13 protein-coding genes are annotated in these 15,376 nt (G+C 59.7%); 7 read left to right on the top strand and 6 right to left on the bottom strand.

The genetic code is table 11. The features are described 5' to 3' along the window. Positions 1-62: 62 nt before the first annotated feature. The 3 genes from JIF53_RS14550 to argH all read right to left on the bottom strand — a co-directional run bounded on the left by JIF53_RS14550 (position 63) and on the right by argH (position 4,321). A complete protein-coding gene (locus JIF53_RS14550) occupies positions 63-665 on the bottom strand; it encodes a DUF2931 family protein (protein ID WP_023008373.1) in 603 nt (200 codons plus the stop codon). Beyond that, the gene (locus tag JIF53_RS14545; RefSeq protein WP_228285574.1) at positions 665-2,767 is read right to left on the bottom strand and encodes a T6SS phospholipase effector Tle1-like catalytic domain-containing protein; all 2,103 of its coding nucleotides are present in this window, start codon (positions 2,765-2,767) and stop codon (positions 665-667) included. The genes JIF53_RS14550 and JIF53_RS14545 overlap by 1 nt, the downstream gene beginning before the upstream one ends. A gap of 144 nt (positions 2,768-2,911) precedes the next feature. Continuing rightward, the gene (argH, locus tag JIF53_RS14540) at positions 2,912-4,321 is read right to left on the bottom strand and encodes an argininosuccinate lyase (protein ID WP_023011763.1); all 1,410 of its coding nucleotides are present in this window, start codon (positions 4,319-4,321) and stop codon (positions 2,912-2,914) included. Positions 4,322-4,380: 59 nt separating this feature from the next. On the opposite strand from argH, the gene JIF53_RS14535 reads away from it, so the two are divergent. From JIF53_RS14535 to JIF53_RS14510, 6 genes are all read left to right on the top strand, one after another. Continuing rightward, positions 4,381-5,499, top strand: coding sequence for a sensor histidine kinase (locus JIF53_RS14535; protein ID WP_416234186.1), 1,119 nt, complete (start codon positions 4,381-4,383; stop codon positions 5,497-5,499). Beyond that, positions 5,496-6,254, top strand: a complete 759-nt coding sequence (locus tag JIF53_RS14530) for a LytR/AlgR family response regulator transcription factor (RefSeq protein WP_014420353.1) — start codon at positions 5,496-5,498, stop codon at positions 6,252-6,254. Before JIF53_RS14535 ends, JIF53_RS14530 begins: the two co-directional genes overlap by 4 nt. 85 nt (positions 6,255-6,339) lie before the next feature. After that, complete coding sequence (gene hemC / locus JIF53_RS14525; protein WP_011784032.1) at positions 6,340-7,281, top strand: hydroxymethylbilane synthase; 942 nt, start codon at positions 6,340-6,342, stop codon at positions 7,279-7,281. Beyond that, positions 7,262-8,074: a uroporphyrinogen-III synthase gene (locus JIF53_RS14520; protein ID WP_199453054.1), complete on the top strand. Its 813-nt coding sequence runs from the start codon at positions 7,262-7,264 to the stop codon at positions 8,072-8,074. Before hemC ends, JIF53_RS14520 begins: the two co-directional genes overlap by 20 nt. Before the next feature lie 10 nt (positions 8,075-8,084). After that, on the top strand, positions 8,085-9,200 hold the full coding sequence (locus JIF53_RS14515; RefSeq protein ID WP_206769614.1) for a uroporphyrinogen-III C-methyltransferase: 1,116 nt from the start codon (positions 8,085-8,087) through the stop codon (positions 9,198-9,200). Then, positions 9,197-10,438 carry a heme biosynthesis HemY N-terminal domain-containing protein gene (locus JIF53_RS14510; protein ID WP_023008378.1) on the top strand — a complete coding sequence of 414 codons (1,242 nt, stop codon included), beginning with the start codon at positions 9,197-9,199 and terminating at the stop codon, positions 10,436-10,438. The genes JIF53_RS14515 and JIF53_RS14510 overlap by 4 nt, the downstream gene beginning before the upstream one ends. A 79-nt stretch (positions 10,439-10,517) precedes the next feature. On the opposite strand, the gene JIF53_RS14505 is transcribed toward JIF53_RS14510, so the two are convergent. From JIF53_RS14505 to rho, 3 genes are all read right to left on the bottom strand, one after another. After that, positions 10,518-11,510, bottom strand: a complete 993-nt coding sequence (locus tag JIF53_RS14505) for a CDP-6-deoxy-delta-3,4-glucoseen reductase (protein WP_183580081.1) — start codon at positions 11,508-11,510, stop codon at positions 10,518-10,520. A 14-nt stretch (positions 11,511-11,524) separates the two neighbouring features. Then, positions 11,525-13,012 (bottom strand): 4-hydroxy-3-polyprenylbenzoate decarboxylase, encoded by a 1,488-nt coding sequence (ubiD, locus tag JIF53_RS14500; RefSeq protein WP_011784027.1) that lies wholly within the window; start codon positions 13,010-13,012, stop codon positions 11,525-11,527. Between the two features lie 165 nt (positions 13,013-13,177). Continuing rightward, positions 13,178-14,440 (bottom strand): transcription termination factor Rho, encoded by a 1,263-nt coding sequence (gene rho, locus JIF53_RS14495; protein ID WP_023011768.1) that lies wholly within the window; start codon positions 14,438-14,440, stop codon positions 13,178-13,180. A gap of 355 nt (positions 14,441-14,795) precedes the next feature. Between rho and moaB the strand changes: the two genes are divergently transcribed. Further along, entirely contained in the window at positions 14,796-15,368 is a 573-nt protein-coding gene (gene moaB / locus JIF53_RS14490) for a molybdenum cofactor biosynthesis protein B (protein WP_011784025.1), read from the top strand. Positions 15,369-15,376: the final 8 nt, after the last annotated feature.

The raw sequence follows: 15,376 nt of genomic DNA, 5'->3' as shown, positions 1-15,376 counted from the left end.
GGGCAGGCTTCATTCTACCCCGACCTCACACTGGATCACTTCAGAACCGCTTCCGCGGCTGCTTACCAGCCCTCCGTCGGGATTCCGTGTTCCCTGAGGTAATCGCCGTTCCTTTCGAGATAGCCTTTTGTGCGTTCCGTGAACCGGGAAGGGTCACCCGGCAACTCCGTGGCCTGCATGCGCATCACCTCGATCTCGTTGCCAATCTGGTTCGAAATCCAGACCACCACGGTACCGCCGGGCGCCAGGCCAATGGTCAGGAGGTTCCGGGGGCCTGAGCGCACATCAACCTGCGTAACATAGGTTGCCGGCTCCCGCATTCGGTCCAGCAGGTCTTCCGGCACCTGAATGATCTTGGTGTAATATTTCTGCTCCGCGTAGGAAAACCACTTGACCAGAATCAGTTCCGGAAAGGGGTCAGCTCTGCCCCCAGGCCCGGTTGGGCCACGGGCCCCCTTCCAGCAGCACCCCACCGTGCCTATCGGCTGGCGCCAGCTCCGCTCACCCGACTTCTCCAGGAACATATCAGTCACCCACACTTCGTAGTGCTGTGGCGCCGCTATCCTGACCATCCAAAGAGTGTCGTCCGCCTTCGACCACGCCGAACAGCCGCTGCCCAACAGGGCGATGGCCATGACTCCCATGGCCAGTATTTTCTGAATCATTAGTCGCCCTCTGTCTGTGGATACACCAGGCGCTCGCCTGAAGGTGCTGGTGCATTGGGATGAAACCCCTGCAACTTCGCAGGCAAGCCCGCCACCATGGTCTCAATAGCGTTGTAGTGCGCCGAGTAATGGATATAGCGCTGGAGCAACAAGTTCTCATGTTCCGTGGTCAGTGAGGGGGCGTCATTCCCTTGTACAACCTGTTCCAGAATTTGTTGAAGGATGGGTTCAAGTTCACCCTGTATCAACACGGTCTCATCAGTGGGATCAACTTCTCTCAGTGGCACTTCCTGTTCTACCGCCAATCGGTGCATCAACCGAAGAGGCACCCGTGAATACTCCCCCCGCACCTGGCGCAGCATCCGCAACACCAGTTCTACCCGGCCATCCTGGGCCGGGTGCTCGTGGCGCAGGGTGACAATGTCCAGCCGGGCTGGCCCTTCCGGGCCCTGGTCTTTCGGCCATGCCTGCAATTGCTCGGATTGCCGTACCGGCAGATTATATGGGCCAATCCAGCCTGCCGCCTCTATCTGTTGCCGCTTGGCCTCCAGGTTATCCCATTGGAGGGTTTGGTCCGGCCTGCTCAGCCGGTCGCGAGGCACCTGTAACCTGAGGCTTAACAGCACGTCCTCTCGCTGGCTGTCGCCGTAGCCACCGCCAATATCGGAATGAACACCCGGCAGGGAAATTTCCCGGAAGTTGGCCGGCAAGCTGCCGTCGCGGCTTCGCAGACTGTTCAGGGCAAAGTTCCTGCGGTGCTCATGGGCCGCGGTCAGGTGCACCGCCTGGCCCACCTTGCCTGGATCCAGGTACAACTCCACCGGGTGGTTGCGGTTGTTATGGGCCAACGCATCACCAGCAGCGAGGTTAACGATGGCGGCCACGGAGTCGAACAGCCCCACGAAGCGAATTTCTACCGTCTTCGGCCAGAGGATACCGCTGTCAGCCAGCATCTGGGCCAGCAGACCATTCTCCCCCTGATTTATCTCGTGTGCAGTATGGCGGCCAGCCGCCGCGCCCCGGCTGAAGCCGAACAGGTCCAACGTAAGTTTGTCGATGGGTTTGTCCAGACGGTCGGCGGGCAGGTTCTGCAAGACTTCTTTCACCCGCAAGGCCAGTTGCGAGAAAGCATAGTCCACCTGTGCGATAACGCCGGCCTCCCCCATGCCGGTGGCTGCGCTATACATCACATCATCCTCGCCAGTCTTGGTGCCAGCCCCAGGAGCATAAATTTTACGCCGGTAGGTGCTGGTACCCTCCTCCTCTTTTTCGTCTTCGACGTACAAATCCCACAGCTTCGCCACATTGCTGGCCGCATTGGCGTAACTGTCGCCCAACATCAGACCCATCCGCCGCTCACACTCTTCCCGGCCGATGGTGTTATTTTCGTAGGGAATCAGGCACTCCTGCTCCAGCTGCTCAACGAAGGCCCGGGTATTGGCGGCGTTGTTCATGGTGCCATCGGTAAACAGGCCCACTTCCAGGTGTATCTTTGGGGCGGGTGCCTGAGAGGAGTCTGCCTTAGCGTCTTCGGTTGCGGATGCTGCAGACATCAACACGGGAGCCACCAGTGCGGAAGCCCCTAAGGGCAGGCTCAGCCGATGGTCATCCACGCTACCTTGAGCCGCCCGCTCCCGGCGCTGACGCTGCCGGTAGTTCATTGAGAACATGTTCACTTCCAGCGACCCGACACCCCAGGATTCGGATTGGCGCAACTGCTCGCAGGTAATGCCACAGTTGTTCAGCTCTGCTACTGCACACTCAATCTCAGATGGAACGTTCAGCCAACTGCCCTCTATCCGCCACTGGCCACCGGCAGGCAGACTGTTGTCTGGCCGCCAGGTCACCATCGGCGAGAAAGGCTTATTCCACTCCGAACAGACCAACATCAACTCGCCGTCTCTGACCGCCCGATGGACAGTTTCCGCTAGGTTCCGTCGGTCACCAGAGCCATACCTGAACAGCGATTGCATGCTTGAACGAAGATGGTTGTCCTGCTCAACCAGGAGGCGGGCCCTGTCGGCAGCAAAAAAAGGAGTTTCAACAAAGGGAATGTCGAGGACCTTCAATTCTGAAGGCCTGACCAGTTTCACAAAGCTCATCGTCAGCGTCCTTGTTGACGGTAGCAAGCAGGTAAAGTTAGTCGGACAATCCTAGCCGATATTGTGTATTTATGACAAAACCGCACTTTACGGTTTTGTCATAAACTTTTTTTCTAAACTGCCTCGCCCATGACAGCCAATCGACTATGCCAGAGTTTTCCGAGCGCGGGCCACCGCTGCACGTACCTGGTTTGGCGCAGTTCCACCCAGATGATCACGGGCCTGCACGGAACCTTCCAGGGTCAGCACGTCGAACACATCTTCGCCGATCACATCGGAGAACTGTTGAAGTTCCTCCAGCGTCATATCTGACAGGTCACGACCTTCGGCGACACCGAAAGCAACTGACTTGCCGACAATCTCATGGGCATCACGGAACGGCACGCCTTTCTTGACCAGGTAATCAGCCAGATCCGTGGCGGTGGAGAAGCCCCGCTTGGCGGCTACCCGCATGTTGTCGGCCTTGGCCCTGATGGCCGGGATCATGTCGGCGTAGGCCTTCAGGCAGCCCTTGATGGTATCGACCGTGTCGAACAGCGGCTCTTTGTCTTCCTGATTGTCCTTGTTGTAGGCCAGCGGCTGGCTCTTCATCAGGGTCAGCAGGCTGATCAGATGGCCGTTTACCCGGCCGGTCTTGCCACGCACCAGCTCGGGTACATCCGGGTTTTTCTTCTGGGGCATGATCGAGGAACCGGTGCAGAACCGGTCCGGCAGGTCGATGAAATCGAACTGGGCGGAGGTCCAGAGCACAAGCTCTTCACTGAACCGGGACAGGTGGGTCATCAGCAGCGCGGCGAAACTGCAGAATTCAATGGCGAAATCCCGGTCGGAGACCGAATCCAGGCTGTTTTCAGTGGGCCGGTCAAAGCCCAGCAGTTCGGCGGTCAGATTGCGGTCAATCGGGTAAGTGGTGCCGGCCAGGGCAGCAGCCCCCAGAGGCATCACGTTCACCCGCTTGCGGCAATCCTGCAGACGATCGGCATCGCGCACCAGCATTTCGTACCAGGCCAGCAAATGGTGGCCAAAGGTAACCGGCTGGGCGGTCTGCAGGTGGGTAAAGCCGGGCATAATGGTGTCTGCCTCGCGCTCGGCCAGGTCCAGCAAGCCAGCCTGCAGGCGCTCCAGTTCCTCGGCAATCACGTCGATTTCATCGCGCAGGTAGAGGCGGATATCGGTGGCGACCTGATCATTCCGGCTGCGGCCGGTATGCAGTTTCTTGCCGGTGATGCCGATGCGATCGGTGAGCCGGGCTTCGATGTTCATGTGCACATCTTCCAGGCTGACGGACCATTCGAAGCGCCCGGCTTCGATGTCTTCCTTCACGCCCTTCAGGCCGTCGATGATCTGGTCGCGCTCGGCGTCCGTCAGCACACCCACCTTCGCCAACATGGTGGCATGGGCGATGGAGCCGGTAATATCATGATGATACAGGCGCTGGTCGAAGCCCACCGAGGCGGTGAAGCGTTCAACAAAGGCATCGGTAGGCTCGCTGAAGCGGCCACCCCAGGGTTTTTCGGAGGATGTGGTCTGGTCAGACTTTTTCTGATCCGTCATGGTCTATCTTTCCTGCTGACAGCCCGGCATCATCATGCCGGCAATGGATAAGTTAAAAGTTGCGGCAGTATAGCATTCCGGCCCCGGTTAAGGAGACTCCCCTGAAACCCGACAAAGGCATGAACCACAAGGACACCGACAGCTTCTACGTGCCCGATCTGTGTCGTGTGCGGGCCGTGTTCATGCTGTTGATTACCAGCGAACTGCTGGTTCTGGTGCTGGCCATCGTGCAGGCACAGAACAGCTGGATCGACTGGAACTACTTCGGTCTGCTGTCCCTGTTCGTGCAATGGACCACCCTCACCAGCGCCGCACTGATCTGTCTGTTGCGCCCCCGCCTGGCCCGCATGAGCAACAGCCGCGCCACGATGACCATCGCCGCCATTGTCTTGCTGGACGTACTGGCGTTCAGCCTGTTTGCCGACAGCGTATTGCACCCGCAGCCGGGCGTGGCGCTCTGGCAGGGCATTGCCAAGAAGCTGTTACTGGCACTGCTGATTGTCCTGATGGTGCTGCGTTATTTTTACCTTCAGCACCAGTGGCAGCAACAGCGTGAGGCGGAAATGCAGGCCCGGCTGACCTCCTTGCAGGCCCGGATCCAGCCACACTTTCTGTTTAACAGCATGAACACCATTGCCAGCCTGATTGCCACCAATCCGGAGCAGGCGGAAGAAGCAGTGCTGGATCTGTCGGAACTGTTCCGGGCCAGCCTGCGCACCGACGACCAACTCATTCCCCTGAACCGTGAGTTGGAACTGTGCCAGCGCTACCTGGCGATTGAGTCTCTGAGACTGGGGGAACGCCTGCAGCTGGAGTGGGATATTCAACCCGGGCTTGGGCAACAGGTAATACCACCCCTGACACTGCAGCCGCTGGTGGAAAATGCCATCTATCACGGCATCCAGCCGCGGCCGAAAGGCGGTGTCGTCCGGGTCGAAGTATCGGCCAAGGATCACTTTGTCTACCTTCTGGTGCAGAATCCCGCGCCGGAATCTACGGAACGCCAGCACCAGGGCAACCGCGTTGCCCTGAGTAACACCCAGGCCAGACTACAGGCACTGTTTGGCGAACCGGCCGTGCTCAAACACAGCCGCCAGGGCAATACCTACACCGTCACTCTTCGCCTGCCCCGGCGCAGCATCAATACCAGCAACCGTCAGTCACGAAACAGGCCATGAATATCGAAGACAGCAAACGCGTACTGATTGCCGATGACGAACCTCTCGCCCGCCAGCGCATTCAGCGCCTGCTGGAAGCCCTGCCGGATTACCGGGTTTGTGGCGAAGCGGTGGATGGCAACGACACCTTGCGCAAAGTGGCCGAACTGGAACCGGACATCCTGCTGCTGGACATCCGCATGCCCGGCATGGATGGCATGGAGGCAGCCGACCAGCTCAGCAAGCTCCAGAATCCGCCCGCAGTGATTTTTTGCACCGCCTATGACCACTATGCCATCCAGGCGTTCGAGGTTCGCGCCGTCGCCTATCTGCTCAAACCGGTCCGGCGTGAGGCGCTGGCCGATGCCCTGGCCCGGGCCGGCAAGCTGAACCGGGTACAGAGGCAAGCCCTGGCGCAAAGTACCGATGCCGGTAACGACCAACTGGCGGTGCGCACGCACCGAGGTACCGAACTGATCGACCTGGCAGATCTGTACTACTGTGAGGCCGACCAGAAGTACGTGACCCTGCACCACAGCCACGGCGAGACAGTGTGCGACTACACCCTGAAAGAACTGGAGCAGGCTTACCCGGATCACCTTCTGCGCATCCACCGACACACACTGGTTGGCGTGCGCTTTATCCAGGGGCTGCGGCGGTCGTCCGATGGCCAGAATCAGCTGGCACTGAAAGGCAATGCCACCCTGCTGCCGGTCAGCCGCCGCCATGCCAGTACGGTCCGCCAATGGTTACACGAACACCAACCCTCCCCCTGAGGGGGTAGGCGGGGGTTCACCGCGGGACTTTTTTTCTGCCACAAGGTAACCTTGGGGCACATTTTCCCGAACGACAGTGAGTGACATGTCCAAACGTACCCTTCGCATTGCAACCCGCAGCAGCGCACTGGCGCTGTGGCAGGCGGAATTCATCAAGGCCGAGCTGGAAAGGCTGCATGACAACGTTGACGTTGAACTGATCAAGATAAAGACCCAGGGCGACAAGATCCTGGACGTCCCCCTGGCCAAGATCGGCGGCAAGGGCCTGTTCGTGAAGGAACTCGAAGAAGCCATGCTGGACGGCCGTGCCGATCTGGCCGTGCATTCCATGAAAGACGTGCCCATGGAATTCCCCGAGGGCCTGGGGCTGGTCGCCATTTGCGAGCGTGAAGACCCCACCGATGCCTTCGTCAGCAATCAGTATGAACACATCGACCAGCTGCCTGAGGGCGCGGTAGTAGGCACCGCCAGCCTGCGTCGGGAAGCCCAACTGCGGGCCAACCGCCCGGATCTTCAGATCAAGGTACTGCGTGGCAACGTGAATACCCGGTTGGCGAAACTCGATGCCGGTGAATACGACGCCATTGTACTGGCCAGCTCCGGCCTGAAGCGTCTCGGCTTCCACGACCGTATCCGTTACTGTCTGCCAGACACGTTTTCCCTGCCAGCCGTTGGCCAGGGTGCTTTGGGCATCGAATGCCGGGTCGGTGACACGGAACTTCTGGAGCTGATTGACCCGCTCAATCACACCGACACCTGGGACCGCGTCAGCGCTGAGCGGGCGCTGAACCGTCGCCTTGAAGGCGGTTGCCAGGTGCCCATTGCCGCCTATGCCCTGCTGGAAGACGATAACACCCTGTGGCTGCGGGGCCTGGTTGGCGCAGTCGATGGTACCCAGATTTTCCGGGTGGAAGGCCGTGCCCCGCGCGCCGAAGGTGAACGCCTGGGCCGTGAACTGGCTGAACAGCTGCTGTCCATGGGGGCCGACAAGGTGCTGGCTGAAATCTATGGCCACACCCCGCGCTGAGTTTCAGCAACCGTCTGAACTCCAGGGCCGGCGTGTATTGATCTGCCGGCCCGAGCCCGAAGCCAGCCGCCTCGCCGAGGCCTTTCGTAAGGCCGGTGCCGATGCCCGGGTGATGCCGATGATGGCGCGCGAGCCTTTACCGGAAACCCCGGAGCAGCGCGGCATCCTGCAGCAGCTGGACAACTTTTCCCACATCATCGCGGTCAGCCCCTATGCCGCCCGCCGGCTGATGGAGGAAATCGACCACTGGTGGCCTCAACTTCCCGCCGGCCTGCAATGGTACGGAGTGGGCGCCGGCACCGCCGCGGTCTTTCGCGAACATGACCTGAAACCGAGAATGCCCGCCGAAGGCTGGACCAGCGAAGCGTTGCTGGCGCTGCCATCACTGCAGCGCGTTGACGGAGAGAAAGTTCTGCTGGCTCGGGGCGAGCATGGCCGGGAACTGATTCGTGAGACCCTGGCGCAACGGGGCGCACGGATTACCACCCTGCCCCTGTACCGGCGCGTGCTGCCGTACTATTCTGCAAAACAGGTGAAGGCTCTGGTTGCCGACTTCCACCCCGAGGTGGTGATTGCGCTTTCCGGCGAAACCCTGAACAATCTGGTGGAGCTGGGCCACAGATACCAATTGGCTCTGACGCCCGACATAATCGTAGTACCTGCGGAGCGTGTAGCGGAACAGGCGCGCGCGCTGGGCTTCCGCAAGCCACTGGTGCCCGGTAGCCTGAACGATGACGACCTGGTCATCAGTGTTGCTTCCTGCCTGTCGCAGGAGGCCGGTGACAACGGATAACCAAGTAAGGATGCCCGTGACTGAAACAACAAAACAACTCCCCGCTCCCGTACAACCCGCCAGGCCAGAACGCCCACGCTTGTGGCCAGTGTGGATTGTGGCGGTTCTCGCGCTGATTCTGGCGATTGCCCTTGGGCTCTGGAACTGGCAACAGTGGCAGAAGCACCAGGCCACCCTGCAGGTGGTTCAGGACCTCCGGCAGGATACCAACCAGCTGGAAAGCCTTTACGGCAACCGCGGCAGCGAACAGAGCGAGCGGCTTCAGGCACTGGAAAACCGCGTGGCGGAACAGCGGGAGCTGATTGCCACCCAGCAACGCCAGATCGATCACACCGCCCGCGAATTGCTGGAAGCCGGCAACCGCACCCGCACCGACTGGCTGCTGGCGGAAGCCGAATATCTGCTGCGTATTGCCAACCAGCGCCTGCTGATTGAAAAAGACATCCGCGGTTCACTGTCCGCCTTGGAATCGGCCGACGAGGTGTTGCGGGAATCCGACGATATCGGGGTTTATCCGGTACGCCAGCAACTGGCACGGGAAATCCAGTCCTTGAGAGGCATTCAGGGTGTCGACCGCACCGGGCTATACCTGAGACTGGAGGCTGCCATCGCCAGCGTCAACGATCTCACCGACCAGGCCCTGATCAGTGATCAGGCGCCGGGATTCGACATGGTCGAAGACCAGAATGCGCCGTCTGACGGCAGCAACATGTTCACCAGAGGCTGGAACCGGTTCCTGGGCACCCTCAAGGAAGTCGTTGTGATCCGCCGGATGGACGAACCGGTAAAACCCCTGTTGTCTCCGGACCAGAGCGCCTGGGCCCGTCTCAACCTGCAACTGATGCTGGAAGAAGCTGAAATGGCGGTCTTGCGGGGCAATCAGCCACTGTATGAACGCGCTCTGAACAAGGCCATCACCACCATCAACGACTGGTATGACGGCACCAACCCGGCCATTCGCGGGCTCAACGAGACCCTGAACGAACTGGCCGAGCGCAACGTAGACCCCGAACTGCCGGATATCAGCCAGTCCCTGAGCCTGCTGAAGGAGCGGTTGGCGGGGCGCCTGGCCACAGGCGACAACGATGCCGACAGCAAGGCGGCCAACGGGGGCGATGAGTCATGATCCGCGTATTGCTGATCCTGCTGCTTGCCCTTCTGGTGGGCACCGGGCTTTCCCTGGGGTTGACCTACGACCTGGGCTATATCCGCATCAGCCTGGGCAACTACCTGATTGAAACCAATTTCTGGGTCGGGTTGGGGCTGATTCTGGTGATCATCCTGCTGACCGTCACCCTCATCAACACGGTGCGCCGCTTCCGCCAGGGCACCGGTGTGATGGCGGGTTGGATTGCCCGCGGTAATGAGCGCCGGGCCCGGCGCCGGACCACACGAGGCCTCCTGGCTCTGGCCGAAGGCAACTGGCCCCGCGCCCGCAAACTGCTGACCAGCTCCGCCAGCCATGCCGATACCCCCCTGATCAACTATCTCGCGGCGGCCCAGGCCGCGTTCGAGTCCGGCGACCATGAAGCGGTCGATGAACTGCTGCGCAAGGCCTTTGAAAGCACACCTGGCTCCAGCATGGCGGTGGGGTTGACCCAGGCCCAGCTGCAACTGGCCGGCAACCGGCCCGAGCAGGCTTTGGCGACCCTGCTGCGCCTACGCAAGGAATCTCCACATCACCCGTTTGTCCTCAAGCTGCTGAAGAACGCCTATCTGCGTCTGGAGGACTGGCGCGAGCTGTCCCGTCTTATTCCGGAACTGCGCAAGCGCAGCGTGGTGCCAGAGAGCGAACTGAACGAGCTGGAACGTCAGGTCTGGCAAAACCTGCTGGAACAGGCCGCCGAGGAATGCCAACGCAGCCGCAAGGAAAACCCCGAAGCCAGCCTGGAACCGCTGACTCGCCTGTGGGACGAACTGCCGGGCTTTGTGCGCCGGGATGAGTACACCATCCGCGACTACGCCCGACTGCTGGCGGGACTGGGTGATGAGGCCCAGGCAGAAACGCTGCTGAGAAAGGTACTGCGTAACCACTGGAGCGACGAGCTGATCAACCTGTATGGCCGGATTCAGGGTCAGGATCCGGAGGAACAGCTATTGATTGCCGAACAGTGGCTGAAACATCGCACCAACAACCCCGAGCTGTTGCTGGCACTGGGCCGGCTCAGCCTGCGTAATGAGCTGTGGGGAAAAGCACGGGAGTACTTTGAAACCAGTCTGAAATTACGCCGTAATCGTGAAACCCTCGCGGAGCTGAGCCGGCTGAATGCCCATATGGGCGAGGAAGAAGCCAGCATCAAGCTGCTGATGCAGGGGCTGGAAACCGACCATGGCCTGCCCGACCTGCCCATGCCCCGGGCCTGAGACTTCGCAGTCTTTGATTCAGACAAACAACAAGGGCCGGCAAATTGCCGGCCCTTGTTGATAGCGCCCACTGAAACTGTCAGCTGCGGGGAGCATACTCCAGAACATCCGAGAAAAAGGCCTGCTCCGGAAGGCCAGCCTCCACCAGCGCATCCATCAGGGTATACACCATGGTGGGCGAGCCACTGGCATGAACTTCCACGTCCTGCCAATCGAACCCTGAAGCCAGCACAGCCCTGACCAGTTGGTCGTGGTGACCGCCCCAGTCATTGTCTTCATCGTCTCCCACCACCGGCAAAAAGCTGAACGGCGCCCACTCCTCCTGCCACTGCTGCGCGAGAGAACGCAGGTACATGTCCTCGTGCTTGCGCACGCCCCAGAACAGTTTGACTGGCTTCTGGTAACGGGTTTCCCGCAGGTAATCCACCAGGCTTTTCATCTGGGCAAAACCGGTACCTGCCGCCACCAGCAGCAGGGGTTTGTCCGGCATACTGGCCAGGCAGGCCTTGCCATGGGGCAGTTCCACCGTCACATCCTGGCCGGAAGTCAGCGCATCGATGACTTTCTGGGCCGAGATCCAGTCGGGCGACGCCTGGATGTGCAGTTCGATCTGCTCTGCTGAGGGGCTGCTGGCAATCGAGAAATAGCAGGGGTCAGCTCCGGGCAGAATCACCGACAGATACTGCCCGGCATGGAAAGCCACATCCCTCCGCCGGGGAAGCTGCAAGGCCACCCGGTACACATCGTGACTGATGGAACGTACGTCGATTACCTTCGCCTGGTACTGGCGGGGCTGGTAATTTCCTGATGCCATAACGGCGGGTATCTCCAGTTCAAGGTCGGCGAGCGGCCGTGTCCGACACATCATCAGTGGCTCGCCAACCGCGATAGAATGTTGATTTCGGGTATTCAGCGCCCGACCTTTCAGCAACCGGGCCTCACAGATTTCGCACACGCCGTTTCGGCAGGCTGCCGGCACCCGTATTCCGGCTGCGGTCGCTGCAGACAACAGGTCTTCAGCCTGATCCGCACCATAACCAAGCCCCGATGGCTGCAGGCGTATCCGAAACACTCTCTGCCCCCTTGTCAGTCGGGGCGGGCACCGGGAATTTCAATCCCCAGGCTGTCCCAGATGTCATCCACCCGCTGTTTAACCTCATCGGTCATGGCGATGGCAGTGCCCCACTCCCGGTCGGTCTCTCCGGGCCACTTGTTGGTGGCGTCCATCCCCATCTTCGAGCCGAGCCCAGACACCGGCGAGGCAAAGTCCAGATAGTCAATCGGGGTGTTTTCCACCAGGGTGGTGTCCCGGGCCGGATCCATCCGCGTAGTAATGGCCCAGATCACGTCTTCCCAGTTACGGGCATTGACGTCGTCATCGGTGACAATCACAAACTTGGTGTACATGAATTGCCGCAGAAATGACCATACCCCCATCATCACCCGTTTGGCATGGCCGGGATACTGCTTCTTCATGGTGACGACGGCAAGCCGGTAGGAACAGCCTTCCGGCGGCAGATAGAAATCGACAATTTCCGGAAACTGCTTCTGCAGGATTGGAATGAACACCTCGTTCAGCGCCACTCCGAGAATCGCCGGCTCGTCCGGTGGCCGGCCAGTATAGGTGCTGTGATAGATCGGATCCCGGCGGTGGGTAATGCGTTCCACGGTAAACACCGGGAACTGATCCACTTCGTTGTAATACCCGGTGTGATCACCAAACGGCCCTTCCGGCGCCATATCGTCCGGGTAGATAAAGCCTTCCAGTACAATCTCGGCACTGGCCGGTACCTGAAGATCGCTCAGGCCCGCATTCACCAGTTCCGTTCGACTCCCTCGCAGCAATCCTGCAAAAGCATATTCAGACAGCGTATCCGGCACCGGGGTAACGGCACCCAGAATGGTGGCCGGATCAGCACCCAGTGCGACCGCAACCGGATAGGGCTTGTCCGGGTTGGCCTTACGGAACTCCTGGTAATCCAGGGCGCCCCCCCGATGGCTGAGCCAGCGCATAATCAGACGGTTACGACCAATCACCTGCTGCCGGTAGATACCCAGGTTCTGACGTTCCTTGTTGGGGCCACGGGTAATCACCAGCGGCCAGGTCACCAGAGGACCGGCGTCACCCGGCCAGCAGTGCTGGACCGGTATCTGGTACAGATCCACCTTGTCTTTTTCAATCACTACATCCTGGCAGGGTGCCGAGCGCAACACCTTGGGGCTCATGCGCATGACCTGCCGGAATAATGGCAGTTTTTCAATGGCGTCCTTGAAGCCCTTGGGGGGATCCGGCTCTTTCAGAAACGCCAGCAGCTTGCCAATCTCCCGCAACGCTGCCACATCGTCCTGCCCCATGCCCAGTGCCACCCGTTTCGGTGTTCCGAACAGGTTGGCCAACACCGGCATATCGTAGCCTTTCGGATTCTCGAACAACAACGCCGGACCACCGGCACGCAGGGTGCGGTCGCAGATTTCGGTCATTTCCAGGTGGGGGTCAACTTCGGCAGTAATGCGCTTGAGCTCACCCAGCTTTTCCAGCTGGCTGACAAAGTCCCGAAGGTCGTTGTATTTCATGGTGTGCTCCGTTTCTGGTCTACGGTACTACGGAGTTTTTTCTGGTCTGGATTCAGACCTGAGTTCAGGTATTGGCCTGAGCAGCTTGAATGCTGGGGAGGGAATCCGCCCCGACCAGCCGGACATTCCATAAGAATGCCCGCCGGTCGGAAATCGGAGTCAGTATCACCGACGCTTCATGGACTGGAAGAACTCGTCGTTGGTCTTGGTGTCCCTGAGTTTATCCAGCAGGAACTCGATGGCGGCGGTATCGTCGTCCATGGAGTGCAGTAGTTTGCGCAGAATCCACACACGCTGGATGTCGGCTTCGGACATCAACAGGTCTTCGCGGCGAGTGCCGGAGCTGCGGATGTTGATGGCCGGGTATGTCCGTTTTTCGGCAATCTTGCGATCCAGATGGATCTCCATGTTGCCGGTGCCCTTGAACTCCTCGTAGATCACCTCGTCCATCTTGGAACCGGTATTCACCAGCGCGGTCGCAAGAATGGTCAGGCTGCCACCTTCTTCCACATTACGGGCAGCACCGAAGAAACGCTTGGGCTTTTCCAGGGCGTGGGCATCAACACCACCGGTCAACACCTTACCGGAGGAAGGAATGACCGTATTGTAGGCACGGGCCAGACGGGTTATGGAGTCCAGCAGAATAACCACATCTTTCTTGTGCTCGACCAGGCGCTTGGCCTTTTCGATCACCATCTCGGCCACCTGCACGTGACGGGCCGGCGGCTCGTCAAAAGTGGAGGCGATGACTTCGCCGCGCACAGTGCGCTGCATCTCGGTCACTTCCTCTGGCCGCTCGTCAATCAGCAGAACCATTACATGGCACTCTGGATTGTTACGGGTGATGGACTGGGCAATGCTCTGCATCAGCAGCGTCTTACCGGCCTTGGGCGGGGATACGATCAGGCCTCGCTGCCCCTTACCAATGGGCGCCACCAGGTCCAGAACCCGTGAGGAGAGATCCTCAGTGCTGCCGTTACCAGCTTCAAGCGTCAGACGCTCATCCGGGAACAGCGGCGTCAGGTTCTCGAACAGAATCTTGTTGCGGGCGTTATCCGGCTTGTCAAAGTTGATCTCGTTGACTTTCAGCAGGGCAAAGTAACGCTCACCGTCTTTCGGGGGCCGGATCTTGCCCGAGATGGTGTCACCGGTGCGCAGGTTGAACCGGCGGATCTGGCTGGGGGAAACGTAAATATCGTCCGGCCCGGCCAGGTATGAGGCATCGGCGGAGCGGAGGAAGCCGAAACCATCCTGCAGAATCTCCAGTACACCGTCACCGTATATGTCTTCGCCGCTTTTGGCGTGTTTTTTCAGGATGGTGAAGATCACATCCTGTTTGCGCGAACGAGCCAGGTTGTCGAGGCCCATTTCTTGCGCGATATCGAGCAATTCGGGCACGGATTTCTGCTTGAGTTCAGTAAGATTCATAGTTTGTTGGATTTTCAGGAATGGAAGTAAACGACTGTTGGAATGACAGGGGCGCCCCTGAACGTGTTGATCGAATCAAAAATGAAACAAAGGTGCTGGCAGATGGAGCAACCGGTGTAGATGGAAGCCGGATATTAAATGCCGAAGCCAGAGAGTGGGAACAACTGTTCGCCGGGCAACGGCATCATCGGCCACCTTTAGCGCGAATGTCAAGCCCCTGAACAAAATTAAGCCGGTTTTTGGCATGGGGTTCACTCGTTCTGGGGCTCCCTCTGATGGGTTACTCCCTTCCCAACCACGCAGCAGATCAGGATACTGAGCCTATGATTGATGACAGACTTCCGGAGCCTACCCCATGAGCAGTGATCGCACCAGCGAACTGAAGCCCCTGAACATCGCCCTTCTGACCGTCTCGGACACCCGAGGCCCGGATGAAGACACGTCTGGCCAGTTTCTTGAGGACAGTGTTGTCGAGGCCGGTCACCGGCTGGTGGCCCGCCGCATCCTGCCGGATGACATCTACCTGGTCCGGGCCCTGATGTCACAATGGATTGCTGATCCGGAGATTCACGCCGCCATTATTACCGGCGGCACCGGCTTCCACGAACGTGACAGTACGCCGGAGGCGGTAGCGCCCCTGCTGGATAAAACCATCGACGGATTTGGTGAGGAGTTCCGGCGACTGTCCGCGTCTGAAATCGGCACCTCCACCATCCAGTCCCGGGCCTTTGGCGGCCTGGCCAACCATACGGTTATTTTCTGCCTGCCCGGCTCAACCGGGGCTTGCCGAACCGGCTGGAACGGCATTCTGGCAACCCAACTGGACAGTCGCCATGGCCCCTGTAACTTCTCTGCTCTGGCCCTGCGCAAGCCGGACCGCCCCTACCAGCGGGTTCAGGAAGTGATTGGCCAGCGTGCCGAGCGATAAACAGGAGG

The organism is Marinobacter sp. bablab_jr008, from assembly GCF_016464145.1.
In the GTDB taxonomy this organism is placed as follows: Bacteria; Pseudomonadota; Gammaproteobacteria; order Pseudomonadales; family Oleiphilaceae; genus Marinobacter; species Marinobacter nauticus.
The sequence above is the reverse complement of the archived record's forward strand: the minus strand, read 5'-3'. Positions and strand labels throughout refer to the sequence as shown.

Bases quoted from the DNA above. Each gene is read 5' to 3' on its own strand.
- JIF53_RS14550 (WP_023008373.1), bottom strand. From the start codon at position 665: ATGATTCAGAAAATACTGGCCATGGGAGTCATGGCCATCGCCCTGTTG.
- JIF53_RS14545 (WP_228285574.1), bottom strand. From the start codon at position 2,767: ATGAGCTTTGTGAAACTGGTCAGGCCTTCAGAATTGAAGGTCCTCGAC.
- argH (WP_023011763.1), bottom strand. From the start codon at position 4,321: ATGACGGATCAGAAAAAGTCTGACCAGACCACATCCTCCGAAAAACCC.
- JIF53_RS14530 (WP_014420353.1), top strand. From the start codon at position 5,496: ATGAATATCGAAGACAGCAAACGCGTACTGATTGCCGATGACGAACCT.
- hemC (WP_011784032.1), top strand. From the start codon at position 6,340: ATGTCCAAACGTACCCTTCGCATTGCAACCCGCAGCAGCGCACTGGCG.
- JIF53_RS14520 (WP_199453054.1), top strand. From the start codon at position 7,262: ATGGCCACACCCCGCGCTGAGTTTCAGCAACCGTCTGAACTCCAGGGC.
- JIF53_RS14515 (WP_206769614.1), top strand. From the start codon at position 8,085: ATGCCCGTGACTGAAACAACAAAACAACTCCCCGCTCCCGTACAACCC.
- JIF53_RS14510 (WP_023008378.1), top strand. From the start codon at position 9,197: ATGATCCGCGTATTGCTGATCCTGCTGCTTGCCCTTCTGGTGGGCACC.
- ubiD (WP_011784027.1), bottom strand. From the start codon at position 13,012: ATGAAATACAACGACCTTCGGGACTTTGTCAGCCAGCTGGAAAAGCTG.
- rho (WP_023011768.1), bottom strand. From the start codon at position 14,440: ATGAATCTTACTGAACTCAAGCAGAAATCCGTGCCCGAATTGCTCGAT.
- moaB (WP_011784025.1), top strand. From the start codon at position 14,796: ATGAGCAGTGATCGCACCAGCGAACTGAAGCCCCTGAACATCGCCCTT.